Below are 22,823 nucleotides of genomic sequence, written 5' to 3'. Positions count from 1 at the left end.
AAGGCGGCGAGATCGTCGGCGTGAGCCAGAGCCGCGGGGGCGGCGGGGGCGGTGGTTGAGGGCACGGGCGAGCCTCCTCGTCAGCGGGGCAGGGGTTCTCCGATCGTAGTTCGCGGCGCTCGTCCGGGCGGCCGACGGCACCGGATGCAGCCTCGTGATCTGGCCTTTTCGCGCATTCCCCTCACATGTAACGTTCAGGTAACGCACCGGAACCGTCCAGAAACGACGGGGAGACTCGGGGACTTGTGCCCGCCCGAACGGGTACGACGCGCCGCCCGATGGCGCTTTTCGCTGATACGGAACCGGTCTTTCATGCGCAACCACACGTCTCTCCTGCCCGCCCGCCGCACCCTGCGCCGCGCCGAACGCCGCCTTCGCCGCCGCCCCGTGCTGCTGTCCGCGACGCTCGCGATCGGCGTCCTGGCCACCGCGGGATTCACCACGGCGACCCCCGCGTCGCAGGCCGAAGCATCCGGAGCGCTCACCGGTTTCGCACTCGCGTCGTACACGACGTCACCCTCCGTCACCGCCGAGGAGGTGCCGTCGGCGTCCGCCGCCGACGAGGCCGTCGCCGCAGCGAATGCCGCGGTGACTGCGGCGACCACGGTCGCCTCCGACATCGCCGCGTCGGGTCTCGACGTCGGCACCCCCGTCACGACGGTCGACACCTCGGGGCTGGAGACCGCTGTCGAGCAGCTGCAGCGCGCCCAGGCGCTGCCCGCGATGTATACAACCGACTTCACGGATGCCGTGACGACCCTGGCCGCGTCGGTCAGCGAGCAGGCGCAGGGACTGCGCGGACGGCTCGACGCCGCCGTCGCCCTCAAGGCGCAGCAGGAGGCCGAGGAGAAGGCGCGCAAGGAGGCCGAAGCGGCAGCCGCCGCTCAGGCTGCTGCGGAAGCGGCCGCCGCCAAGAAGGCGTCCTCGACGCCGTCGGCACCTCGCCCCGTGTACGCCACCGGCGGTGCCGTGGGCGGCACCAGCCCCGCCGACGCGCAGGCCACGGCCCGCGCGATGATCGGCGGCTACGGCTGGGGCGACGACCAGTTCGGATGCCTCGTGTCCCTGTGGCAGAAGGAATCGGGCTGGAACTACCAGGCGTACAACCGCAGCAGCGGCGCGTACGGCATCCCTCAGGCGCTCCCGGGCAGCAAGATGGGCAGCGCCGGCGCCGACTGGCAGACCAACCCCGCCACGCAGATCTCGTGGGGTCTGGGTTACATCTCGGGTCGCTACGGCAACCCGTGCGGCGCCTGGAGCCACTCGCAGTCGACCGGCTGGTACTGACTCACCGCAGGAAGTCGGACGGGTCGAACTGCTCGATCGGGATGACCCGCACGCGAGGCAGCGGAGCGTCGAAGGCCTCGGCGTCGTACTCGATGTCGAAGAACTCGACGCCGGGGATGCCGGTGAACTCCGTGCTGCGGAACTCGTGGAACGCGATGACGCCCACCCGGCGTCCGTCGGTGGCGAGCCGCGCGAGGTCCTCGGCGAAGTCGCGGTCGTGGCTGACGAGGGCGACGTCGTCGTCACGGTCGGCGAGCGCGCGCAGCGTCCGCTGGATCGCGATGTCGACGATCTTCTCGTCGGCCGGGCCTGAGAGCGGAACCGGCTGGTAGCCGAGAGCGAGGAGCGCCTGCACGAACGGCATCGGCAGGTGGGTGCTCGCGTTCAGGAAGAAGAGCCCCTTCGCGGGCCGCTCCCAGCGGTCGGAGACGAACGCGAGCAGGCGGTCCCACCGCGGTCGCTCCTCGGGCAGGGGCCGTCTGCCGAGGATCGATCCGCCGAGGGTGGCGTCGATGTTCTCGCCGTCCACCAGCACCCAGCTGCTGCGCTCCATGCTGCTCTCCTCGGTCGACCCGCTCCGAACGTAGCAGGGCGCGGAGGGGCATCTGGCGCGATCAGGCGTTGCGCAGGATCTTCTCCATGGCCTTTCCGCGCGCCAGCTCGTCGACGAGCTTGTCGAGGTAGCGGATCTTCTGCATCAGCGGATCCTCGATCTGCTCGACGCGCATCCCGCAGATGACGCCGGTGATGAGCGAGGCGTTGGGATTGAGGTCTGCGTCGGCGAAGAAGTCCTCGAACGTCGTGTGCTCATCGATGTGCTGCTTCAGCTGCGCGTCGTCGAAGCCGGTCAGCCACTCGATGATCTCGTCGAGCTCCTCGTTCGTGCGGCCCTTCCGCTCCACCTTCGTCACGTAGAGCGGATAGACCGAGGCGAAGCTCGTGGTGAAGATCCGGTGCATGTCGCCAGGGTAATCGGGATGGGATGGCGGAACACTGTCACGCGCGCCGCCTCGATGCAGCGATGGCCCCGGTGGGTAGCCCTCCCACCGGGACCATCAGCACGTTCACGGGAGTCTGCACGGCGACCCGAACGCCGATACTCGACCGCTTCGCACGGCACTGCTCTGTATTGCTCTGCAAGCCTAGGCACGAGCATCGATCAGGGCCCGCCTATTGACACAGCGGGCACCGACCTGTTAACCCGCGGACCCGGTGGGCGTCCCGTCGAGAGCGCGCGCATCGAAGCCCGATTCACACACCGGAGTCAAGGCCCTTCTCCCCTTCTGCGGGAACGGGTGGAATCGGAGGATGCCGGACACGCCGCTGATCTCGGTGGTCATCCCCGTGAAGGACGACGACACCGAGCTCGCACGGTGCCTGCGCGCCCTCACGCAGCAGACACGGCCCGCCGACGAGGTCATCGTCGTCGACAACGGATCGACGGATGCCTCCGCCGAGGTCGCGCGCGCGTTCGGCGCCCGCCTGGTCCGCTGCGAGACCCCCGGCATCCCCGCGGCGAGCGCCGCCGGCTACGATGCCGCGGCGGGCGAGATCATCCTGCGGCTCGACGCCGACTGCGTCCCCGACGCGTCGTGGACTCGTGCCATGGCGGACGCGTTCGCCGCCCGGCCCGACGTCTCGGCGTTCACCGGCGGCGCCCGGTTCATCGACGGCCCGCGCGCCTTGCGCGCACCGCTCGCGACGCTCTACCTGGGCGCCTACGCCGCCGTGATGGCCCCCACGCTCGGTCACCTCCCGCTGTTCGGCTCCAACATGGGGATGCGTCGCCAGGCGTGGCTCGGCATCCGCTCGCGTGTGCACCTCGATGCCGCTCTGCACGACGACATGGACCTCTCCTTCCACCTCGGCGAGCGCGGCCGCATCCGCCATCTCCCGGCCGCGCGGATGGGGATGTCGATGCGGCCGTTCGCCCCCGGCCAGGCGTTCGGGCACCGCGCCGTCCGCGGCGTGCGCACGGTGCTGGTGCACTTCCCCCGCGACTTCCCCCCGGTGCGCTGGACGCGTCGCGCACTCCGTCGGGTGGGCGCGTCGCGTCGGCTGCCGGAGCACTCGCGGTCGCAGCCCGACCCTCGGCGTTCCCTCGGCGAGGCCGAGCGTCCCGCTAGGCTGGCGCGCATCATGCAGGCGCACCCCGGGCCATCCGAGCGCGTCGGCGGAAGGACGGAGTCGACCACCCCATGACCGCGACCGCGCCGGCATCCGATCTTCCCCGAGAGGCCGGCGTCGATCGCCGGCCGCTCGCGTGGTGGGCCTCGATCCTCATCGGCATCGCCGCAGCGGCCGCCGGCCTGCTGCCGTGGCTCGTCACGGGGATGAGGCTGCCTCTCCAGAACCTCTGGGACGCGCAGACAGCGCCGGAGTCCATGCCGCTCGCGTTGCTCCCGTTCAGCCAGTACGCGCTCACCCAGCTCTTCGCCCTGATCGTGGTGGGAAGCGCTGCCGCGGGGATCGCGGCTCGGGCCACACGATCCCGGCTGACGCGCGGCGGGTTCGGCCTGCTCACCCTCGGCGTGCTCGCGGTGCAGGTCGTGGCGATCGCCCAGTCGGCACTGGTCGTCGGCGCCGGACTTCAGCAGCGCCGCGAGTCGTTGCTCTACCTCGGTGCGCTCACCGCGGTGTGCGTCCTGTCGTTCCTCATCGGCGTCGCGGCGCTGCTGCTCATCGCACGGGCGCCCCGCGCCGGGGCGCTGATCGGCCTCACCGCCGGCGCCATCGCCGCGGGACCATGGGTGGGCGGCTTCTTCCAGCCGCTCCTCGCGACGGGCTCCGACGGGCTGTACGTGATCGTCGGGCTGATCCAGTGGGTGGCACCGGTCCTCGTCGGCGTCGCCATCGCGTGGACCGGGGTGAACACCGTCGGCCGTGTCGCCGCCGCTGTCATCTGTCTCACCCTGCTCTGGATCGCCCCGGCGGCGATGACCGGCATCTCGAACGCCGCAGGCAGCCGCGTGCTCGCGCGCTATCCCCTCGAGATGATCGACTACGGCGTCTCGGTGTTCGGCATGGCCCTGTTCATACCCGAGATCGCGCTTCGCCCGATCGTCGCGGCCGTCGTCGTCGCGGCGGTCGGCCTGATCGCGCGCTGGGCCTGGGGCCGAGCACGTCGTGAGCGCGCCACCGCGGCGTAGAGCGCGCGACCGCGGCTACGACACGCGACCGTCGCCCGGACGCGAGACCCGCAGCCAGCGGTAGCCGTAGGCGGGAACCTCGAGCTCCACGCCTCCCCGCTCATCGAGAGGGATGCGCTCCGCTCCCAGCAGATCGACGAGGCGGGTGCCGTCGGGCTCGTCCTTCAGCGAGAAGCTCGTCGTGGCCGGCACGTCGGCGAAGTTGTGGATCGCGACCATGCGGCCGACGTCCGCGCGGAGCGAATGCACCAGGAGAGTGTCGACGGGCTGGTCCAGCACCTCCAGCGTGCCCCAGCCGAGCTCCGGCGAGATGCGGTACCGCGAGATGAGATCGCGGAAGAAGTGCAGCAGCGACTCGCGGTCCTCGATCTGGTCCGCCGCGTTGACGTGCTGCGGCGCGTAGCCGTCGCCGGGCGGCTGCGCGATCAGGCGGGACGGCGCCGCCTGCGAGAACCCGCCGTTCTTCTCGGACGTCCACTGCATCGGCGTGCGCACGGCGCTGCGCCCGGGGATGTCGATGTTCTCCCCCATCCCGATCTCCTCGCCGTAGAACAGCACCGGCGTGCCGGGGAGCGTGAACAGGAGGCTGTAGGCCATGCGGATGCGCCGTGGATCCCCGAGCATCGGAGGGAGCCGGCGCGTGATGCCCCGGCCGAACACGCGCTGCCGCTCGTCGGGCGCGAACGCGTCGAACACCTCCTCCCGCTCGGCGTCGGTCAGCTTGTCGAGGGTCAGCTCGTCGTGATTGCGCAGGAAGTTCGCCCACTGCACGTCCTCGGGGAGGACCGGTCGAGAGGTCAGCGCCGCGACGAGCGGCGCAGGATCCCGCCGTGCCAGCGACAGGTAGAACGCCTGCATCCCGACGAAATCGAACTGCATCGACAGCTCGCTCACGTCGCCGCCGCCGAAGTAAGCGACCTGCTGGTCGTACGGGAGGTTCACCTCCCCGAGCAGGATGGCCTCGCTCGAGCGGCGCTGCAGGAAGCGCCGGAAGTCGCGCAACAGCTCGTGCGGATCCGGGATCTCGGCGCCTGGGGGCATCTCGAGGAGGAAGGGCACCGCGTCCACACGGAACCCCGACACGCCCATCTGCAGCCAGTACCCGATGACGCGGGCGAGCTCGTCGCGCACGGCGGGATTGGCGATGTTCAGGTCGGGCTGATGCTCGTAGAAGCTGTGCTGATACCACTGTCCGGAGGCCTCGTCCTTGGACCAGACACCGTCGGCCTCGCCGGGGAAGACCGGATTCTTCTGACCCTTCGGCGGTGCATCGTCGCGCCAGATGTAGTAGTCCCGGTACGGGGAGTTGACGCTGCGCTTCGCCTTCTGGAACCACGGATGCCGATCCGAGGTGTGGTTGACGACGAGATCCACGATCACCCGCATGCCCCGGTCGTGGGCCGTGCGGATCATCTCCACGAACTCTCCATGGTTGCCCAGCCTCGGGTCCACGCCGTAGAAATCGGTGATGTCGTAACCGTCGTCGCGATCGGGGGTCGGATAGAACGGCATGAGCCAGAGGCACGTCACGCCGAGCTGGGCGAGGTAGTCGATGCGCTGCGCGAGGCCCTGCATGTCTCCGACGCCGTCGCCGTCGGAGTCGAGGTACGTCTCGACGTCGAGGCAGTAGATGATCGCGTTCTTCCACCAGAGGTCGCTGGTATCGGTGATCTTCATCGCGCCTCCCACAGCGGAGCAGGCAGATCGCTCGGGACGAGCTGCACGCAGGACGGGAACAAGCCTTCGTACTCCATCCCGCGAGTCTGCCGGGCGTCTCGCGTCTCGGGCAGGCCCTTGAGATCCGCGGCGGTGTTGGGTACGAGGGGCGAGCGGCCGCAGGATCCGATCCGGCGCGACTAGAGTCTTCACCCGTGTCCACCGTCGCCGAATCCGCTGATCGCTATCGCATCGAGCCGACCGTTCTGCAGGCGCTGCGGCGCCCCCGGCTGCTCACCCGCGAGGTGCTCGCGGGACTGGTCGTGGCTCTCGCGCTCATCCCCGAGGCGATCGCGTTCTCGGTCGTCGCCGGCGTCGATCCTCGCGTCGGCCTGTTCTCGTCGTTCGTGCTCTCTGTGGTCATCGCTTTCACCGGTGGTCGTCCCGCGATGATCACCGCCGCGGCGGGTGCGGTCGCGCTCGTGATCGCACCGGTCTCGCGCGAGTACGGGGCCGACTACCTCATCGTCACCATCGCCCTCGCGGGCGTGATCCAGGTCGTGCTCGCCGTGCTCGGCGTCGCCCGGCTCATGCGGTTCATCCCGCGCAGCGTCATGGTCGGTTTCGTGAACGCCCTGGCGATCCTGATCTTCCTGTCGCAGGTGCCTCAGCTCGTCGACGTTCCCTGGGCGGTGTACGTGCTGGTGGCCGTGGGCCTGGGCATCCTGTTCGTCTGGCCGCGCATCACGCGTGCGATCCCCGCGCCTCTCATCGCGATCGTGCTTCTGACCGCCGCGGTCGTCGTGTTCGGGCTCTCGGCGGTGCCGAACGTCGCCGACCAGGGTGAGCTGCCCCGCAGTCTTCCCGAGCTGCTCATCCCGAACGTGCCGCTGACCTGGGAGACCCTGCAGATCGTCGCCCCGTACGCGTTCGCCGCGGCTCTGGTCGGCCTCCTCGAGTCGCTCATGACCGCCAAGCTCGTCGACGACATCACCGACACCCGCTCGCGCAAGACGCGCGAGGCCTGGGGCCTCGGCGTCGCCAACCTCGCCTCGGCCTTCTTCGGAGGCACCGGCGGCTGCGCGATGATCGGCCAGACGATGATCAACGTCAAGACCTCGGGCGGCCGCACGCGCATCTCGACGTTCCTGGCGGGCGTGTGGGTGCTGATCCTCGTCGTCGTCCTCGGCGACATCGTCGGACTCATCCCCATGGCGGCACTCGTGGCCGTCATGATTGCCGTCTCGGCGATGACCTTCGACTGGCACAGCATCCGGCCGGCGACGCTGAAGCGGATGCCGCTGAGCGAGACCGCCGTCATGCTGGTCACCGTCATCGCGACCGTGTGGACGCACAACCTGGCAGTCGGCGTCATCCTGGGCGTGCTGGCCGCGATGGTGCTGTTCGCCCGCCGGGTCGCCCACTTCACCACCGTCACGCGCACCGTCGACGGCGAGACGGCCCGCTACCGGGTCGACGGGGAGCTGTTCTTCGCGTCGAGCAACGATCTGACGACCCAGTTCGAGTACGCGTCCGACCCGGCGCGCGTCGTCATCGACCTCTCGCGGACGCACGTGTGGGATGCCTCCACTGTCGCCGCCCTGGATGCCATCGTCACCAAGTACGAGCAACGGGGCATCGAAGTCGAGCTCGAGGGCATGAGCGCAGCGGCCGCCTCGTTCCACGGCCGGCTGAGCGGGGGGCTGGGCTCCGCCTGACGGCACGCTCCGGCACGACCGGGCAAGGCCTTGCGCCCGCACACCGGGATCTGCGTACCGTGAGCAATGCACACGCGACCGACGACGCCCGCCGGTGCGCGCAGACCCGGGCCACTGATCGGCCCCGTGACCCCGCCGGAGCTCCACGTGATGACCTTCAACGTCCGGCGCCGGATGAGCGGCCTCGCGTGGCGTCGCGCCGACCGGTGGCGTCACCGGGAGGCCGCTGTCAGGGCTCTCCTACGGATGGAGCAGCCGACCATCGTGGGCGCGCAGGAGGTGCTTCCGGACCAGGCCGATGCGATGCGGGACGCGCTGGGCGCGCGCTACCGCTTCATCGGGCGCGGTCACGGCCCGCGCGGCACCGGCGAGGGCTGCCCGCTCTTCTTCGACGCCGAGCGACTCGACCTCGTCGAATGGGAGCAGACCGCCCTGTCGGAGCACTCCCGCGAGCCGGGATCGCGCTCGTGGGGAAACCTCATCCCCCGCATCGCGGTGACCGCGCGCTTCCGCGACCTGGGAACCGGGCTCGTCTTCACCGCCGTCAACACCCACCTCGATCCGTTCTCGTCCCGCTCCCGCATCCGCTCGGTCGAGGCGCTTCTGGCGATGGCCGACCCGGGCCCGGCGATCCTGACCGGCGATCTGAATGCCGGCGAGGGGTCGCGCACCCTCCGGGCGCTGCTCGGCGACGGTTCGCTGCGTGACGCCTGGAACGTCGCGGGCGAGCGCGTGACGGCATCCGTCGGCACGTTCGCCAACTACCGCGCGCCGCGACCGGACAGGGCACGCATCGACTGGATCGTCGTGACGCCGGATGTCGGGGTGGAGCGGGCCGCGATCAACGCCTTCCGCCACGGGGACGTGTGGCCTTCCGACCATCTCCCCGTGCAGGCCGTCGTGACGGTGCGACCGGAGCGGGCACGACCGTGATCCGGCGCTTCCTCCGGCCGCCCAGCGGCGCCGGCGAGTGGATCGCGGACGGGATCCGGGTGCTGGGGCCGCTCAGTGTCATCGCCGGGTTCGTCTGGTGGGCGCCCGCCGACGCCGGCGTGCTGGCCCTCGCTCTCATCGGGCTCGTCCTCCCCCGGTTCGCGGATGTGAGACCGGGCCTCGACATCGCCTTCTGCGTCACTGTGCTCGTCGCAGCCTGGAGCAACGTCCTCCTGCTGTACCAGACCGTGCCCGGCTGGGACCTCGTCGTGCACTTCGTCTTCACCGGCATGGTGGCCGTCATGGCGTACCTCCTGCTCGCGCGACTCGAGCTCGTGCCGCTGCCTCTCGCGCCGGGGACGCGGCGGGCGACGCCGATCCTGCTCGTGACGAGCCTCGCGCTGGCACTCAGCGCGGTGTGGGAGATGCTCGAGTGGATCGGCTGGAAGTTCATCTCGGGGGCGATCTTCGTCACCTACGAGGACTCGATCGGCGATATGGCGGCCGGGGGGCTCGGGGGCCTCCTCGCGGGTCTCCTCGTCGCGCGCGTCAGGCTGCTGGAGGAGCAGGACTGAGCTCGACGAGCCGCATGTCGCGCAGCTCGCCCGCGTCGACCGTGATCGTCATCATCGTGTGGGCGGGCTGGCGGCGACGGTCGGTCGGCGACCCCGGGTTCAGCAGCCGCAAGCCGCCGGGCGCCACCGTGTCCCACGGGATGTGACTGTGGCCGAACACCAGCACATCGGTGTCGGGAAACGCCGCCGCCATCCGCGCCTCGCGTCGCTGCGACGGCCCCGTCTCGTGCACCACGGCGAACCGCACGCCCTCGATCGTGCGACGTGCCACCTCCGGCAGCCGAGCGCGCAGCTCCGCGCCGTCGTTGTTGCCCCATACGCCGAGCACCTCGCCGTGGCGAGCCAATTCGTCGAGCACGGATGCCGCGACCCAGTCGCCCGCGTGGATCACGAGGTCGGCGGCGTCGGCCGCGTGGAGCACCGCATCCGGAAGCCGCCGTGCGCGGCCGGGGATGTGCGTGTCGGAGATCAGCAGCAGCCGTGTCGCCATCACCCGATTCTGCCCGCCGTAAGCCCGCCGGAACTCGAAGCTGGCTCCCAGGTTCGCGGGACCAAAAGGGATGCGGCATCCGTTCTCCTCTATGACGCCGCAGCCAGCGACGCCGCTTCCAGGAGGAATCGTGAGCAACGAGTACCGCAGGACCCCCGAGGCGCTGAGCCGCCTCACCGACGCCCAGTACCGGGTGACGCAGGAGGACGGCACGGAGCCGGCCTTCCGCAACGAGTACTGGAACAACCACGAGCCCGGCATCTACGTCGACGTCGTCTCGGGCCAGCCGCTCTTCTCGTCGACCGACAAGTACGACAGCGGAACCGGATGGCCGAGCTTCACCAAGCCGATCGAGCCCGACGCCGTCGCGACCAAGAAGGACTGGAAGCTGCTCCTGCCGCGCACCGAGGTGCGCTCGTCGGGCGCCGACAGCCATCTTGGTCACGTCTTCCCCGACGGCCCCCGGCAGGCCGGCGGCCTGAGATACTGCATGAATTCGGCCGCACTGCGCTTCGTGCCCGCCTCGTCGCTCGAGGACGAGGGCTACGGCGCCTACCGACACCTCTTCACCACCGAGAACCAGGAGCACGCATCATGACCAGCGGTCCCTTCGACACCGGCGAGATCACCCGCACCCCCGGCACCGAGACGGCAGTACTCGCCGGCGGCTGTTTCTGGGGAATGGAGGATCTGATCCGCCGCCAGCCGGGCGTGCTCGGCACCCGCGTCGGCTACACGGGCGGCGAGAACGCGCACGCCACCTACCGCAAGCACCCTGGGCACGCGGAGGCCGTCGAGATCGTCTTCGATCCCACGAAGACGACGTACCGCGACATCCTGGCGTTCTTCTTCCAGATCCACGACCCGTCGACCCTGAACCGCCAGGGCAACGACATCGGCTCCAGCTACCGCTCGGCGATCTTCCCGCTCTCGCCCGAGCAGGAGCAGGTCGCGCGCGACACCATCGCCGACGTCGACGCGTCGGGGCTCTGGCCGGGCACGGCCGTGACCACGATCGAGCCCGCGGGCCCGTTCTGGGAGGCCGAGCCGGAGCACCAGGACTATTTGCTGCGCATCCCGAACGGCTACACGTGCCACTTCCCGCGTGCCGGATGGGTGCTGCCCAAGCGCGCGGACGCCACCGCGTGACGACGACCTCTCGGGGTTGAGCGAGCAGCTCAGCACGGACGAGAGAGCGGATGCCGCGACCCGGCCGGGTCGCGGCATCCGTGTATCTGGCCCCGGTCGCTCACCCTCTTCCGAGCAACCGCCGTGCGTGCGCGGCGGAGGGAGTGGAGCGATCATGACCGAAGCAGCGCAGTCCCCGCTCGGCACGGGACTGATCGGCGATGCATCCTGGGTCACCTGGCTGAGGATCCAGCTCGCCCGTGTTCCCAATGCCGCGCGTTCGCGTGCCGCCGAGCGGGAGCGGGAGGCGCTCCACGAGCAGCCCGCCGGCCTGCTGAGCGGCGACGAGCCGGGCTTCCACGCGGCGGCGATGAAGGTGGCCACGTCCGCACCGCGCCAGTTCGGGCGACTCGACGAGGTACTCCTCCGGGGGCGGTTCGTGCTGCGCGGAGACGACATCTCGACCCTCGACGAACTCGTCCGGGAAGCGGTGCGCATCGCCGCCGAGGGCTTCGCCGGCTCCGGTCCGCACTCCTCCGACGTCGCCGCGCTCGAGGCCCGCCTGCGGTACGCGGATGACTTCCTCAAGCGCCGGGAGGGTGAGATCGCGCGCCGGAGATACGCGCGCGGGCTCGTCGGCGGCGTCATCCTCACCGCTGTCGCCCTCGCCCTGATCGGCGGTGTCGGTGCGGCGGTGATCACGCTGTGGCGGGGAGGTGCCATGCCGCCCGATCAAGCCGACGCGCTGCGGGACGTCCTGGTCGCAGTGGGCGCAGGTGCTGCCGGCGCGTGCGTCAGCGTGCTTCTGCGGATGCACAAGATGGGCAACCTGCCGATCGAGGTCGCCGACGGCGGCGCGGCGAGGTACCGCATCGTCCTCGGGTGGTTCTTCGCCGCCGCGGTCGTCTTCCTGCTCAAGAGCGGACTCCTCTCCGTCGTGTTCGTGATCCCCGAGGGGCGCGTCGAGAGCTGGTTCTTCTGGGGCTCGGTGGGTTTCCTCGCGGGCTTCAACGAGCGCTGGGCGACCAACCTCATCTCGCGTCGACCCGAAGACGTCGGGTCCGACGCCGCACCCGATGCCGGGACGACCGGCCCACGAGGGAGATAGCCGGTTTCAGGCGCGACATCCGCCGCTTCGGCGGGTCGCGGGGCGACACACGGGCTTTCACACACCGGAGCGTGCTAACCTGGAGCGCCCGATCGGGCTGTTTTGTCGACATCCTCTGCCATCAACGAGGAATGCAGAGCTTCCGACGTCCACCGCCGAGTGCGGTTTCACTCCCATCGATTTCGTGCCCCTTCCGCCTCGCGGACGCGCACCTTCTGAAAGTTCCTTTGACTTCCGTCACTTCCACAGCAGCACCGGCACATCTCCTGCTCGACTGGCACCAGGCCGACGCCGACGTCTTCGTCGCGACCGCCGCCGGCGAGTACGCGGGGTTCGTCGCTGTCGGCTCCCACGGCTTCGAGGCGCAGAGCGCCCTCGGGTCGCCCCTCGGCGTGCACCCCACGCAGCCCCAGGCATCCGCGGCTGTCGCCGCGTCGTTCGCCTCGCACACCGTCGCACCCGCGCGCCACGCGCGCCACACACGTCCACTGCGCGCTCGCGCGAGTGGCACCCGCGGCCGTTCACACGGCCCACGAAAAAGAAGGAAAGACACGATGGCCACTGGCACCGTGAAATGGTTCAACTCGGAGAAGGGCTACGGCTTCATCGCCCCCGACGACGGTTCGGCCGACCTCTTCGCGCACTTCAGCGCGATCACCGGCGAGGGCTTCAAGGAGCTCCGCGAGGACCAGAAGGTCGAATTCGACGCCGAGCGTGGCCCGAAGGGCATGCAGGCCGCCAACATCCGGCCGCTTTGATCTGTCGTCAGCCGGGGCCGATCACATCGGCCCCGGCTGACTGCCGACAGTCATCGTGCACTCACCCCGCCGGATCGGCAGGCCTCGCCTGCTCGACCGGCTGGCGCAGGATCGTCCGGAGCCGCTCGGGAGCCGAGCGACGCGGATCGGTCAGGTAGATCTCGTGGTGCAGCCCACGCATGCGCAGGCCTGCATCCGGGATGAACCGGCTGTGCATCTCGTCGAGCACCGGTGCCTCGTCGTCGTACGAGCCCACGTGGAGCGTCTGCACGCACGTGCCCTCCACCAGCTCCGTCATCCGCAGCCGATCGATGGCCGCTGAGCCGCCCTTCGCGGCCGCCGCATCCCGTGCCCGCTCGAAATGAGCGGTGTCGATCCACTCCGGCACGAGACTCATCATCGTCCAGCTCCAGAGCGACTTGTCGCGCTCCGTCGTGAACGTCGCCATTTCATCGGACCACCACAGTCCCTCGAGCGGCATCACCACGTAGTCCTGACCGAGGTCGGTCTTGCTCAGGAACTTCAGCGTGTAGGCGACGGAGAAGACCGCCACGACCGCCTCCCCGTACGCCTCCGACGTATTCGGATCTCCGTGACCGTCGACCATCAGGTAGTGCATCGCCGGCACGTCGATGATCTCGAACGACCCCCGCGGCGCTTTGTAGGCTGCGATCGACTTCTTGAGATCGACCTTGCTCACGACGCGCCGTCGGCTGCCGACGCCGACCCGCCGCTCGAGGATTCGGACTTGCGCCCGCCGGCCTCGAGCACATCGCCCGCCGGCAGCTCCTGGTGGCCGCCGAATTGCAGCCGCATCGCCGACAGCACCTGATTGGCGAACTGGTCCTCGCCCCGCGATGCGAACCGCTCGAACAGGGATGCCGCGAGCACCGGAGCCGGGACCCCCGTGTCGACGGCGGCCTTCACGGTCCAGCGGCCTTCGCCGGAGTCCGACACGCGGCCCGCGAGCCCCTCGAGCGTCGGATTGCCCTGGAGCGCGGCCGCGGTCAGATCCAGCAGCCAGGACGAGATCACGGATCCGCGCCGCCAAAGCTCCGCGACCTTGGGTGTGTCGATGGTGAACTGGTAGAACTCCGGCTCCTCGAGCGGGGCGACCTCGGCCGAGTGCTCCGCCTCCTGCACACCGGCATCCGCGTGCTCGAGGATGTTCAGTCCCTCCGCGAGCGCCGCCATCACCCCGTACTCGATGCCGTTGTGGACCATCTTCACGAAGTGTCCCGCGCCGGAGGGCCCGCAGTGCAGGTATCCGAGCTCTTCGGGCGCGAAGTCGCCGGCACGTCCGGGCGTACGGCCGGCCTCCCCGCTGCCGGGCGCGATCGTCTGGAGGATCGGCTCGATCCGCTGGAAGGCTTCGTCCGGCCCGCCCACCATCAGGCAGTACCCGCGCTCCAGGCCGAACACGCCACCGCTCGTGCCGACGTCGACGTAGTGGATGCCGCTGTCCTTCAGGGCCGCCGCGCGACGCACGTCGTCGCGATAGTTCGAGTTGCCGCCGTCGATGATGATGTCGCCCGGGTCCAGCAGCGCGGCCACCTCGTCGACGACCTTTCCGGTCAGTCCGGCGGGGATCATCAGCCAGATCGCGCGTGGCGCCTCGAGTTGCGACACGAGGTCGCCGAGGCTGCCGGCGCCCACGGCGCCTTCCGTCACGAGGCCGGCGACGGCATCCGCGCTCACGTCGTACACGACGCACTCGTGCCCGTCCCGCATCAGCCGTCGGACGATGTTGCCGCCCATCCGGCCGAGGCCCACCATTCCCAGTTGCATCTGCGCTCCTCCGCTCGTCCTCGACGCGCGCCGCGAGGGCGCCCGCCTTCGAAGTCTAGGGAGCCTGCGGGCCGGGGCGTCGAAGATCGCGGGGATCCCGCTGCACGCGACGAGCGCGGCCGCGACGCTCGGTGCCCGCGCCGTGCGCTCCACCGACCACGGGCCTCAGTCGTGGGGTCCGCGCCGGCCGGAGAAGCCCGCGAACAGCGCGTGCAGCAGCGGCAGGAGTGAGGCGATCATCAGCACGGTGCCGATCGTGAGGTCCTCCGCACGCAGCACCGAACCGCTGATCAGCAGTCCGGCGAACAGCACGGCCGAGACGACGCGACGGCCCATGCGCTCGAGCCTCTTCAGCCACCTGTCGAGCTTCGGCACGTCGGCGACGAGCCGCCCGTCCTCGATGCGGGTGACCATGTCGTCGAGCCGTCGCGGCAGCCGTGCGACGACACCGGCCATCGACGTCGCCTCCCGTACGACGGCTCTCCCCATGCTGCCCCGCTCGTCGCGCAGCAGACGATCGGCATACGGCTCCACGGCATCCCACACGTTGAAGGAGGGGTCGAGCGAACTGCACATCCCGCTCGTGAGCGAGACCGCACGGATGATCAGCAGGAAGTTCTCGGGCAGCTGGAACGGCAGCGACCGGACGACATCGCCGAACTCCTTGGCGAAATCGCGGAACTCGCGCGGGTCGACCTTCTGCAACTCGGCGAACCCCATGCCCCCGAAGCGGGCGAACAGCGCGGTCATGGCCCGCTCGAGCTCGATGGTGTCCGCGGACGGCAGCAGCACGCCGACCGCGCGGATGCTGTCGATCATCTGCCCGCTGTTGCGCGAGGCGACCGCGATCACCAGCTGCTGCAGGTTGTGCCGCAGTGTGTCGGGCACCTCGCCCATCATCCCGAAGTCGATGAACGTGAGCGTCCATGGATGCCGGGTATCACCGGCGGGACGCGCCACCGGCGTCACGAAGATGTTGCCCGGATGCGGGTCGGCGTGGAAGAACCCCCGCAGGAACAGCTGGTCGAACATCACGTTCGCGAACTCGACCGCCACCGCGGCCGGGTCGATTCCCGCGGCTCGCAGACCCTCGATGTCGTTGATCTTGATCGCGGTGACGTCCTCGAGCGTCAGCACGCGACGCGTGGTGCGCTCCCAGGCGATCTCGGGTGCCGCGACGCGAGGGTCGCCCGCGACGTCGGCGGCGAACCGCTCCGCGTTCTGCGCCTCGTGGAGGTAATCGATCTCCTCGCGGCTGGTGTGCGCGAACTCCTCGACGAGCTGCGGGAGATCGACGTGGTCGCGCACGACCTTCACCCGGCTGAGCCAGCCGGCCACCCGCCGCAGCGCAGCGAGGTCGACGTCGACGATCGCCTCGATGCCGGGCCGCTGCACCTTGATGACGACGTCGGCGAACCCGGTCTCGGCGGCGTCGGCCGACGTCAGTCGTGCACGGTGCGCCTGGCCGAGCGACGCCGCGGCAACCGGCGTCTCATCGACCCACTCGAACGCGCGGGTCAGGGGCACGCCGAGCTCGGCCTCGGCGAGCTCGCGAATCGCCGGGAAGGCGACCGGGGGCACCTCGTCCTGCAGTCCCTCGAGCTCCTTCGTGATCTCTGGCGGCAGCACGTCGAGGCGCGACGACAGGAACTGGCCGACCTTGATCATGAGGCCGCCGTACTGGACCGCCAGGACGTGGAACCGCCGCGCGATGGTGCGCAGCCGGCGCGTGCGTCCGCGGGCGGCGAGCGCACCGAGTCCGAACCGCGGCAGGACGAGCTCGAACCACCACGCCTGGACCATGTAGCGCCCGGCGAACCGCAGGATCCGGCGATAGCGGGCGCGCGCGTTCCCGACGTCGACCATCGAAGCTCCTAGGCGGTGCGGATCAGGTGATCAGAGGTGCCTGCGATCCCGGTCGCCCGGGATCGCGGACCCCGCCGACCCCGTCTGCGCGGGTCGACGTCGTGCGCCGGCAACCAGCCGGCCCGTCAGTCCTGAGCGAGGATCGAGTAGAGCTTACGCCGCGCCTCGTCGAGCACCTCGACCGCCTGCGCCACCTGCTCGGGCGTGCCGCCGCGACCGACCTGCGCAGCTGCCTGCGCGAGCTTCGCGCCCGCCTTCGGCAGGGCGCTGGTGCGCCCGGTGTCGCGCGAGCCGAACGCCTCCCACGGCGCGGACTGGCCGTCGGCGGCCGCCGCCTCCGCGCGTCCCGCCTCGGTCAGCGAGTAGGTCTTCTTGCCGCCCGACTCCTCCGCCGCGACGAGACCCTCGTCGGCCAGCAGCTGCAGCGTCGGGTAGACCGAGCCCGGGCTGGGCTTCCACGCGCCGTCGCTGCGCGTCTCGATCTCCTGGATGATCTGATACCCGTGCATGGGCTTCTCGGCGAGGATCGCGAGCACCGCTGCCCGCACATCGCCGCGCCCGACACGGGGTGAGAACCCGCGCTCGAAGGCATCCTTCAACTGATCCATCGCATCCCACAGGCTGCCGGGAATACCCGAGCCCTGACCTCCCGGACGCGAACCGAATCCCTGGAACGAACCGCTCATGACGACCTCCTGAACGAGTGTGTGCCGATATGCCGACGATACCTAGCGATATATCGCTCAACAAGGGAGCAGGCTGGGTGTTCCCTGTCAGATCGGCAGGTGGGTGCCGCGGGAGCGTGGGGCGCGGACGGGATGTCACCACCCCAGCGAGCCGGGTTCTCCCTTGAACGGCCCGATGATCTCCGGCGTGATCCATCCGCCGTAGAACCGCCCGGGCTGAGGGATCACCTCGACGCCGTCGACCGTGCACAGGTCCATGTCGCGGGCGTAGACCGCCACCCGGTCGGTGAGCGATTCGAACCCGGCGGCCGGGTCGGGGTAGGTCCACGCGGCACGCGGCCGGAGCTGCCCTCCGCCGCGGACGTCGAAGTACCTGGCGCCGCCCTTGAACTCGCAGTAGGACGAGCCCTCGCCGGGAGTCAGCGCGCCGGCGGTGAAGGCGGAGATCGGCAGGTAGTAGACCGGCGGATGGCTCGTCTCGAGGACGCGCACGACGTCGTCGGTGTCGACGATCACCTCACCGCCCAATCGGATCCGCACGCGCCGCGCGACCTGCTCGACCCGTGGCGGACGCGGATAGTCCCAGACCGATTCCTGACCGGGGCCGACCGGTGATGGGTCTCGCCGCATGTGCCACCTCCTGCGGAGCGACGATGAGCGCCAAGGGTACCTCTGGCTCATCCACGGCGTCTGGAACGCTGTCATGCCCCGCAGCGACGGCGAGTCCGGACCCGGGTCGCGGGCGCTGAGCTCAGCGCCCGTACTCCTCGAGCCAGCGCAGCCAGACCTCGCCGATCGTGGGGTACGACGGCACGGCGTGCCAGAGGCGCTCGATCGGCACCTCGCCCACGATGGCGATGGTCGCGGCGTGGAGCATCTCGCCCACGTCCTGCCCCACGAACGTCGCGCCTACGAGCACGCGCCGCTTCTCGTCGACGACCGCCCGCGCGCGCCCCTGATAGGCGTCGGCCAGTTCACTGGAGCCGGCGAGCCAGTAGAGGTCGTAGTCGATGACACGGATGTCGAGACCCGCCGCGCGCGCCGACTCCTCGGTGTGGCCGATCGCCGCCACCTCCGGATCGGTGAAGATCACCTGCGGGACGGCGGCGTGATCGGCGGTCGCCACGTGCGCACCCCAGGGCGCGTCGTCGATGTCCGCCGCCCGGGCGCGCGCGGCGATGACATCGCCGGCGGCGCGGGCCTGGTACTTGCCCTGATGGGTGAGCAGGGCGCGGTGATTGACGTCGCCGACAGCGTAGAGCCAGTCGACTCCGCGGACGCGCAGCGTGTCGTCGACGTCGAGCCAGGCGCCGGGCTCGAGTCCGACCGTCTCTAGCCCGAGGTCGGCCGTGCGGGGCACCCGCCCCGTGGCGACGAGCACCTCGGCAGCCCGCACCTCAGAGCCGTCCGACAGCGACAGCACGACATCGCCGTCGCCGGCACGCGAGACCTTCTCGACCTCGACGCCGGTGCGCACCGCGGCGCCGGCTTCCTGCAGCGCCTTCGCGACCGCCTCACCGGCGAAGGGCTCCACGCCGCGCAGCAGGCCCGACCGCGCGATGACGGTGACCGCCGTGCCGAACGAGGTGAAGAGCGTGGCCATCTCGCTGCCGACGACGCCTCCGCCGAGCACCGCCAGGGATGCCGGGACGTCGTGCACGCCCGTGGCTTCGCGGCTCGTCCACGGCTGGACCTCGCGGAGGCCGGGGATGTCGGGAAGCAGCGCCGCCGACCCGGTCGAGACGGCGACCGCGTGACGGGCTGTCAGGACGGTCTGCGAGCCGTCGGCGTCGGTGACCGTCACCTCGCGCTCACCGGTGATCCGCCCGTGCCCGCGCACGAGATCGATGCCCGCGCCACGCAGCCAGTCGGCCTGCGACGTGTCGTCCCAGTGGTGCACGAGCTCGTCGCGGCGCAGCAGGGTGGCGGCGACGTCGACGGTGCCCGTCACAGCAGCCGCGGCCCCCTTCACACGGCGGGCCGCGCTGAGCGCCGCACCGGCGCGCAGCATCGCCTTCGACGGGATGCACGCCCAGTACGAGCATTCGCCGCCCACGAGCTCGCTCTCGACGACGACGACCGACAGGCCGCCCTGCGTCGCCCGGTCGGCCACGTTCTCGCCGACCGGGCCGGCTCCGATCACGATGAGGTCGTATTCGCGAGAAGTCATGCGCCCCAACGTAGCGGCGCGTGGCGACAGAGGCGACACGGTTGCCACCGCCGTCGCAGGGCGCGAGGATACCGGAGATCACGGCGTCTGTCGGCCTCCGTCATCATGTCGGCGGCGTGTGGTTATGTGGGAACCCCGGCCGAAAGGGCAGCATGGCGATCGAATTCCGCGGGGTCTCGAAGCGTTACCCGGATGGCACCGCCGCCGTCGACGACTTCAGCGTGCTCATCCCCGCGCACAAGACCACGGTGTTCGTCGGATCGTCGGGAAGCGGCAAGACCACACTGCTGCGCATGATCAACCGGCTGGTCGAGCCGACGACCGGCGTCATCACGATCGACGATGAGCCGATCTCGGAACGCGACCCGGTGACGCTCCGCCGCGGCATCGGGTACGTGCTGCAGAACGCGGGGCTCCTCCCCCACTTCTCGGTCGTCGACAACATCGCGACCGTTCCCGTGCTGAGCGGCGTCTCGCGGGCGAAGGCGCGCGCGGACGCACTCGAGCTGATGGATGTCGTCGGCCTCGAGCGCGGGCTCGCGAAGCGCTACCCGAGCCAGCTCTCGGGCGGCCAGCAGCAGCGCGTGGGTGTCGCGCGGGCCCTCGCGGTCGACCCCAACATCCTGCTGATGGACGAGCCGTTCGGCGCCGTCGACCCCATCGTCCGCCGTGAGCTGCAGGCCGAGACGCTGCGGCTGCAGGACGAGCTCGACAAGACGATCGTCTTCGTGACCCACGACATCGACGAGGCGTTCCTGCTCGGCGACCAGGTGGTGATCCTCGAGAAGGGCGCGCGCGTCGCCCAGATCGGCACCCCGAGCGAGATCATCGAGAACCCGGCGAGCGAGTTCGTCGCCGACTTCATCGGCGTCGAGCGCGGCGCACGGGCGCTGCGCGCCAAGCAGACGGCGCACGGGACGGTGCTCGTCGACACCGCCGGGCGCACGCAGGGCGTGCTGGTGGAGGACGAGCCGTGAACTGGGTGCTCGACAACCTCGACCTGATCGGCGCACTGACCGTCGACCACCTGCGTCAGAGCGCCGTCGCGATCGTCGCCGGGTTCGTCCTGTCAGTTCCCCTGGGCTGGCTGGCGTTCCGCTACACCAGGCTCCGCGGCACCGTGCTGACGGTCGTCGGGCTGCTGTACACGATCCCCTCGTTCGCCCTGTTCGCTCTGTTGACGCTGTTCGGCGTGCCCTACCTGTCGGAGTTGAACCTCGTCATCGCGTTGACGATCTACGCGGTCGCCATCATGACGCGCTCCGTCACCGACGGGCTGGCATCCGTCGACCCGGTGACGCGTTCCGCCGCCGTCGCTGTCGGCTTCGGCGCCTGGCGACGCTTCTGGACGGTCGACTTCCCGCTCTCCGGGCCCGTTGTGCTGGCGGGCCTGCGGGTGACCGCGATGTCGACGATCTCCCTCGCGACCGTCGGGGCGCTCATCGGGGTCGAGAATCTGGGCTACCTCTTCACGAACGGATCGCAGCGTCGAATCATCGCCGAGGTCCTCGCGGGCGTCGTCGCGGTCGTCGTCATCGCATTGATCATCGACGGACTGCTGATCCTGGCCGGTCGCGCCCTCATGCCGTGGACGAGGCGAACCAGGGCACCACGGCAGGCACGGCTTCGGGCGGTGACCGCATGAACCTGCTCGCCGAGGCGTTCGCCTGGATCTTCTCCCCCGAACGGCTGACGGGTTCGCTCCCGCTCCCGACCGCCATCGCCCAGCATCTGGCGTTCACGTTCGGATCCGTCGCGATCGCGGCCGTGATCGCAACGCCCGTCGGCTGGCTGATCGGCCACACGGGGCGCGGCCGTGAACTCGCCGTGTTCCTCTCGGGTGCAGCTCGAGCACTTCCCGCACTCGGGCTCGTGGTCCTCCTCTGGCTCGTCTTCGGCGTGGCCTTCAAGATCGAGGCCGCGGTGGCGGCATTCGTCGTCCTGGCGATCCCGTCGATCCTCGCCGGCGCATACGCGGGCATCGAGGCGATCGATCGGACCGTGATCGACGCCGGCCGCGCGATGGGAATGACCGAGTGGCAGATCCTGTTCCGGATCGAGATGCCACTCGGACTCTCACTCCTCATCGGCGGCTTCCGCTCGGCGACGCTGCAGGTGGTCGCCACGGTGACCATCGGCGCCTACATCGGCGTGGGCGGTCTCGGCTATTACATCCTGCAGGGCATCGCGCTCCGCGACTTCCCCGAGATCCTCGGGGCCTCCATCGTCGTGGTCGCACTCGCTCTCGTCCTCGACGGGGTCTTCGCCCTGCTCGCCCGCTTCGCCGTCCCCAGGACCGATGGTCCCCGCGTCCGTTCGGCGGCGAGTGCACCTGCTCTCGCCCGCGCCCCGCAGTTCTCCCGCTGATATCCCCCACCACCACACCGGAGGTAAACGAAAATGTCCACAGCACGCACGCGCCTGACCGCGGCGCTCGCAGGGATCGCCATCGCGGCACTCGCTCTCGCCGGCTGCGCGTCCAGCGACCCGCTGAGCGGTGACGGCGGCGACGGCGGCGACACCGGCGACTCGTCGACCATCGTCATCGGCTCGCAGGCCTACTACTCGAACGAGATCATCGCCGAGATCTACGCACAGGCCCTCGAGGCGGGCGGCTTCACGGTAGAGCGCAACTTCAACATCGGCCAGCGGGACGCCTACATGCCGGCCCTCGAGGACGGCGAGATCGACCTGTTCCCCGAGTACACCGGCAACCTGCTGCAGTACTTCGAGCCCGACACCACGGCGACCACATCGGACGACGTCTACGCGGCTCTGCAGGACGCGCTGCCCGAGGGATTGACGGTGCTCGACCAGTCGTCGGCGACCGACCAGGACTCCTACAACGTCACCGCCGCCTTCGCGGAGGAGAACGGACTCACCTCGATCGCCGATCTCGCCGGCATCGACGGCCTGGTGCTCGGTGGCGCGCCCGAGCTGGAGGAGCGCCCGTACGGGCCGACCGGACTCCAGGATGTCTACGGGGTGACCGTGTCGTTCCAGGCGACCGCAGACACCACCGTCGACGAGCTCGTCGCCGGGAACATCCAGATCGCCAACGTCTACAGCGCCGACCCGCGCATCTCGACCCAGGACCTCGTGACGCTGGAAGACCCTGAAGGCCTCTTCCTCGCCTCGAACGTCGTCCCCGTGGTCAACGCCGACATCGCCGACGAGATCGCCGACGTCATCAACGCGGTGAGCGCCGCGCTGACCCCCGAGGGACTGGTCGCGCTCAATGTGGAGTCCACAGAGGACGAGCGTTCGGCCGAGGACATCGCCGCGGACTGGCTCTCCGAGAACGGCCTGAGCTGACCTCGCACCGACCACAGGACGGCGCCTCCAGCCCTGCCCTCGCGGCACGGCGGGAGGCGCCGTTCTCTTTCTGCCGATGCACCTGAGACCACCCGGTCCTTTCGCTAGGTTGGGGCAGACACCGGAGAGCGAGAACAGGAGCCGCATGTCCGACCCCCTCCCGCCGCAGCAACCGGGCGACCACCCACCCACGGCC

Annotated in this window: 24 protein-coding genes; 14 read left to right on the top strand and 10 right to left on the bottom strand. The window is 70.1% G+C overall.

Annotation, left to right across the window (positions count from 1 at the left end; translation table 11 throughout):
- Positions 1–312: 312 nt before the first annotated feature.
- Positions 313–1,287, top strand: a complete 975-nt coding sequence (locus tag ACI3KX_RS18565) for a lytic transglycosylase domain-containing protein (RefSeq protein WP_404910658.1) — start codon at positions 313–315, stop codon at positions 1,285–1,287.
- A gap of 1 nt (position 1,288) precedes the next feature.
- Here ACI3KX_RS18565 and ACI3KX_RS18560 read toward each other — a convergent pair whose 3' ends face one another.
- Together ACI3KX_RS18560 and ACI3KX_RS18555 are read right to left on the bottom strand one after the other, a co-directional pair.
- A complete protein-coding gene (locus ACI3KX_RS18560; RefSeq protein WP_349428352.1) occupies positions 1,289–1,840 on the bottom strand; it encodes an NYN domain-containing protein in 552 nt (183 codons plus the stop codon).
- A 61-nt stretch (positions 1,841–1,901) separates the two neighbouring features.
- On the bottom strand, positions 1,902–2,246 hold the full coding sequence (locus ACI3KX_RS18555; RefSeq protein WP_349428353.1) for a DUF2200 domain-containing protein: 345 nt from the start codon (positions 2,244–2,246) through the stop codon (positions 1,902–1,904).
- Positions 2,247–2,595: 349 nt separating this feature from the next.
- Between ACI3KX_RS18555 and ACI3KX_RS18550 the strand changes: the two genes are divergently transcribed.
- Positions 2,596–3,489: a glycosyltransferase family A protein gene (locus tag ACI3KX_RS18550; RefSeq protein WP_404910657.1), complete on the top strand. Its 894-nt coding sequence runs from the start codon at positions 2,596–2,598 to the stop codon at positions 3,487–3,489.
- Positions 3,486–4,436, top strand: a complete 951-nt coding sequence (locus ACI3KX_RS18545) for a hypothetical protein (RefSeq protein ID WP_404910656.1) — start codon at positions 3,486–3,488, stop codon at positions 4,434–4,436. The genes ACI3KX_RS18550 and ACI3KX_RS18545 overlap by 4 nt, the downstream gene beginning before the upstream one ends.
- Before the next feature lie 15 nt (positions 4,437–4,451).
- On the opposite strand, the gene ACI3KX_RS18540 is transcribed toward ACI3KX_RS18545, so the two are convergent.
- Entirely contained in the window at positions 4,452–6,113 is a 1,662-nt protein-coding gene (locus tag ACI3KX_RS18540; RefSeq protein WP_404910655.1) for an alpha-amylase family protein, read from the bottom strand.
- 194 nt (positions 6,114–6,307) lie between these two features.
- On the opposite strand from ACI3KX_RS18540, the gene ACI3KX_RS18535 reads away from it, so the two are divergent.
- The 3 genes from ACI3KX_RS18535 to ACI3KX_RS18525 all read left to right on the top strand — a co-directional run bounded on the left by ACI3KX_RS18535 (position 6,308) and on the right by ACI3KX_RS18525 (position 9,318).
- Positions 6,308–7,810, top strand: coding sequence for a SulP family inorganic anion transporter (locus tag ACI3KX_RS18535; RefSeq protein ID WP_404910654.1), 1,503 nt, complete (start codon positions 6,308–6,310; stop codon positions 7,808–7,810).
- Positions 7,811–7,876: 66 nt separating this feature from the next.
- Positions 7,877–8,743 (top strand): endonuclease/exonuclease/phosphatase family protein, encoded by an 867-nt coding sequence (locus tag ACI3KX_RS18530; RefSeq protein WP_404910653.1) that lies wholly within the window; start codon positions 7,877–7,879, stop codon positions 8,741–8,743.
- Positions 8,740–9,318: a hypothetical protein gene (locus tag ACI3KX_RS18525; protein ID WP_404910652.1), complete on the top strand. Its 579-nt coding sequence runs from the start codon at positions 8,740–8,742 to the stop codon at positions 9,316–9,318. The genes ACI3KX_RS18530 and ACI3KX_RS18525 overlap by 4 nt, the downstream gene beginning before the upstream one ends.
- On the opposite strand, the gene ACI3KX_RS18520 is transcribed toward ACI3KX_RS18525, so the two are convergent.
- The gene (locus ACI3KX_RS18520; RefSeq protein WP_404910651.1) at positions 9,293–9,808 is read right to left on the bottom strand and encodes a metallophosphoesterase family protein; all 516 of its coding nucleotides are present in this window, start codon (positions 9,806–9,808) and stop codon (positions 9,293–9,295) included. The genes ACI3KX_RS18525 and ACI3KX_RS18520 overlap by 26 nt on opposite strands.
- Before the next feature lie 130 nt (positions 9,809–9,938).
- Here ACI3KX_RS18520 and msrB point away from each other — a divergent pair, with 130 nt between their 5' ends.
- The 4 genes from msrB (at position 9,939) to ACI3KX_RS18500 (ending at position 12,802) form a co-directional block, all read left to right on the top strand.
- On the top strand, positions 9,939–10,406 hold the full coding sequence (gene msrB, locus ACI3KX_RS18515; RefSeq protein WP_363353922.1) for a peptide-methionine (R)-S-oxide reductase MsrB: 468 nt from the start codon (positions 9,939–9,941) through the stop codon (positions 10,404–10,406).
- Positions 10,403–10,957 carry a peptide-methionine (S)-S-oxide reductase MsrA gene (msrA, locus tag ACI3KX_RS18510; RefSeq protein WP_363353924.1) on the top strand — a complete coding sequence of 185 codons (555 nt, stop codon included), beginning with the start codon at positions 10,403–10,405 and terminating at the stop codon, positions 10,955–10,957. The genes msrB and msrA overlap by 4 nt, the downstream gene beginning before the upstream one ends.
- Positions 10,958–11,111: 154 nt before the next feature.
- On the top strand, positions 11,112–12,044 hold the full coding sequence (locus tag ACI3KX_RS18505) for a hypothetical protein (protein ID WP_404910650.1): 933 nt from the start codon (positions 11,112–11,114) through the stop codon (positions 12,042–12,044).
- Positions 12,045–12,598: 554 nt separating this feature from the next.
- Positions 12,599–12,802 (top strand): cold-shock protein, encoded by a 204-nt coding sequence (locus tag ACI3KX_RS18500; protein WP_026059428.1) that lies wholly within the window; start codon positions 12,599–12,601, stop codon positions 12,800–12,802.
- 61 nt (positions 12,803–12,863) lie between these two features.
- On the opposite strand, the gene ACI3KX_RS18495 is transcribed toward ACI3KX_RS18500, so the two are convergent.
- The 6 genes from ACI3KX_RS18495 to ACI3KX_RS18470 all read right to left on the bottom strand — a co-directional run bounded on the left by ACI3KX_RS18495 (position 12,864) and on the right by ACI3KX_RS18470 (position 19,312).
- Positions 12,864–13,502 (bottom strand): GyrI-like domain-containing protein, encoded by a 639-nt coding sequence (locus ACI3KX_RS18495; RefSeq protein ID WP_404910649.1) that lies wholly within the window; start codon positions 13,500–13,502, stop codon positions 12,864–12,866.
- Positions 13,499–14,590: a phosphogluconate dehydrogenase (NAD(+)-dependent, decarboxylating) gene (gnd, locus tag ACI3KX_RS18490; RefSeq protein ID WP_349428363.1), complete on the bottom strand. Its 1,092-nt coding sequence runs from the start codon at positions 14,588–14,590 to the stop codon at positions 13,499–13,501. Before gnd ends, ACI3KX_RS18495 begins: the two co-directional genes overlap by 4 nt.
- 165 nt (positions 14,591–14,755) lie before the next feature.
- Complete coding sequence (locus ACI3KX_RS18485) at positions 14,756–16,456, bottom strand: AarF/UbiB family protein (protein WP_363353930.1); 1,701 nt, start codon at positions 16,454–16,456, stop codon at positions 14,756–14,758.
- 125 nt (positions 16,457–16,581) lie between these two features.
- Positions 16,582–17,142: a PadR family transcriptional regulator gene (locus ACI3KX_RS18480; RefSeq protein ID WP_349428366.1), complete on the bottom strand. Its 561-nt coding sequence runs from the start codon at positions 17,140–17,142 to the stop codon at positions 16,582–16,584.
- A 135-nt stretch (positions 17,143–17,277) separates the two neighbouring features.
- Complete coding sequence (locus tag ACI3KX_RS18475) at positions 17,278–17,772, bottom strand: DUF427 domain-containing protein (protein WP_404910648.1); 495 nt, start codon at positions 17,770–17,772, stop codon at positions 17,278–17,280.
- 121 nt (positions 17,773–17,893) lie between these two features.
- Complete coding sequence (locus ACI3KX_RS18470; protein ID WP_404910647.1) at positions 17,894–19,312, bottom strand: dihydrolipoyl dehydrogenase family protein; 1,419 nt, start codon at positions 19,310–19,312, stop codon at positions 17,894–17,896.
- Positions 19,313–19,464: 152 nt separating this feature from the next.
- On the opposite strand from ACI3KX_RS18470, the gene ACI3KX_RS18465 reads away from it, so the two are divergent.
- From ACI3KX_RS18465 to ACI3KX_RS18450, 4 genes are read left to right on the top strand one after another with little or no spacing between them, the layout of a single operon-like run.
- The gene (locus tag ACI3KX_RS18465; protein ID WP_404910646.1) at positions 19,465–20,289 is read left to right on the top strand and encodes an ABC transporter ATP-binding protein; all 825 of its coding nucleotides are present in this window, start codon (positions 19,465–19,467) and stop codon (positions 20,287–20,289) included.
- Positions 20,286–20,957, top strand: a complete 672-nt coding sequence (locus ACI3KX_RS18460; RefSeq protein WP_349428370.1) for an ABC transporter permease subunit — start codon at positions 20,286–20,288, stop codon at positions 20,955–20,957. The genes ACI3KX_RS18465 and ACI3KX_RS18460 overlap by 4 nt, the downstream gene beginning before the upstream one ends.
- Positions 20,954–21,679 (top strand): ABC transporter permease, encoded by a 726-nt coding sequence (locus ACI3KX_RS18455; protein ID WP_404910659.1) that lies wholly within the window; start codon positions 20,954–20,956, stop codon positions 21,677–21,679. The genes ACI3KX_RS18460 and ACI3KX_RS18455 overlap by 4 nt, the downstream gene beginning before the upstream one ends.
- A 33-nt stretch (positions 21,680–21,712) precedes the next feature.
- Entirely contained in the window at positions 21,713–22,627 is a 915-nt protein-coding gene (locus tag ACI3KX_RS18450) for an ABC transporter substrate-binding protein (RefSeq protein WP_404910645.1), read from the top strand.
- Positions 22,628–22,823 lie beyond the last annotated feature (196 nt).

The organism is Microbacterium sp. ZW CA_36 (genome assembly GCF_044987475.1).
Classification (GTDB): domain Bacteria; phylum Actinomycetota; class Actinomycetes; order Actinomycetales; family Microbacteriaceae; genus Microbacterium.
The sequence above is the reverse complement of the archived record's forward strand: the minus strand, read 5'-3'. Positions and strand labels throughout refer to the sequence as shown.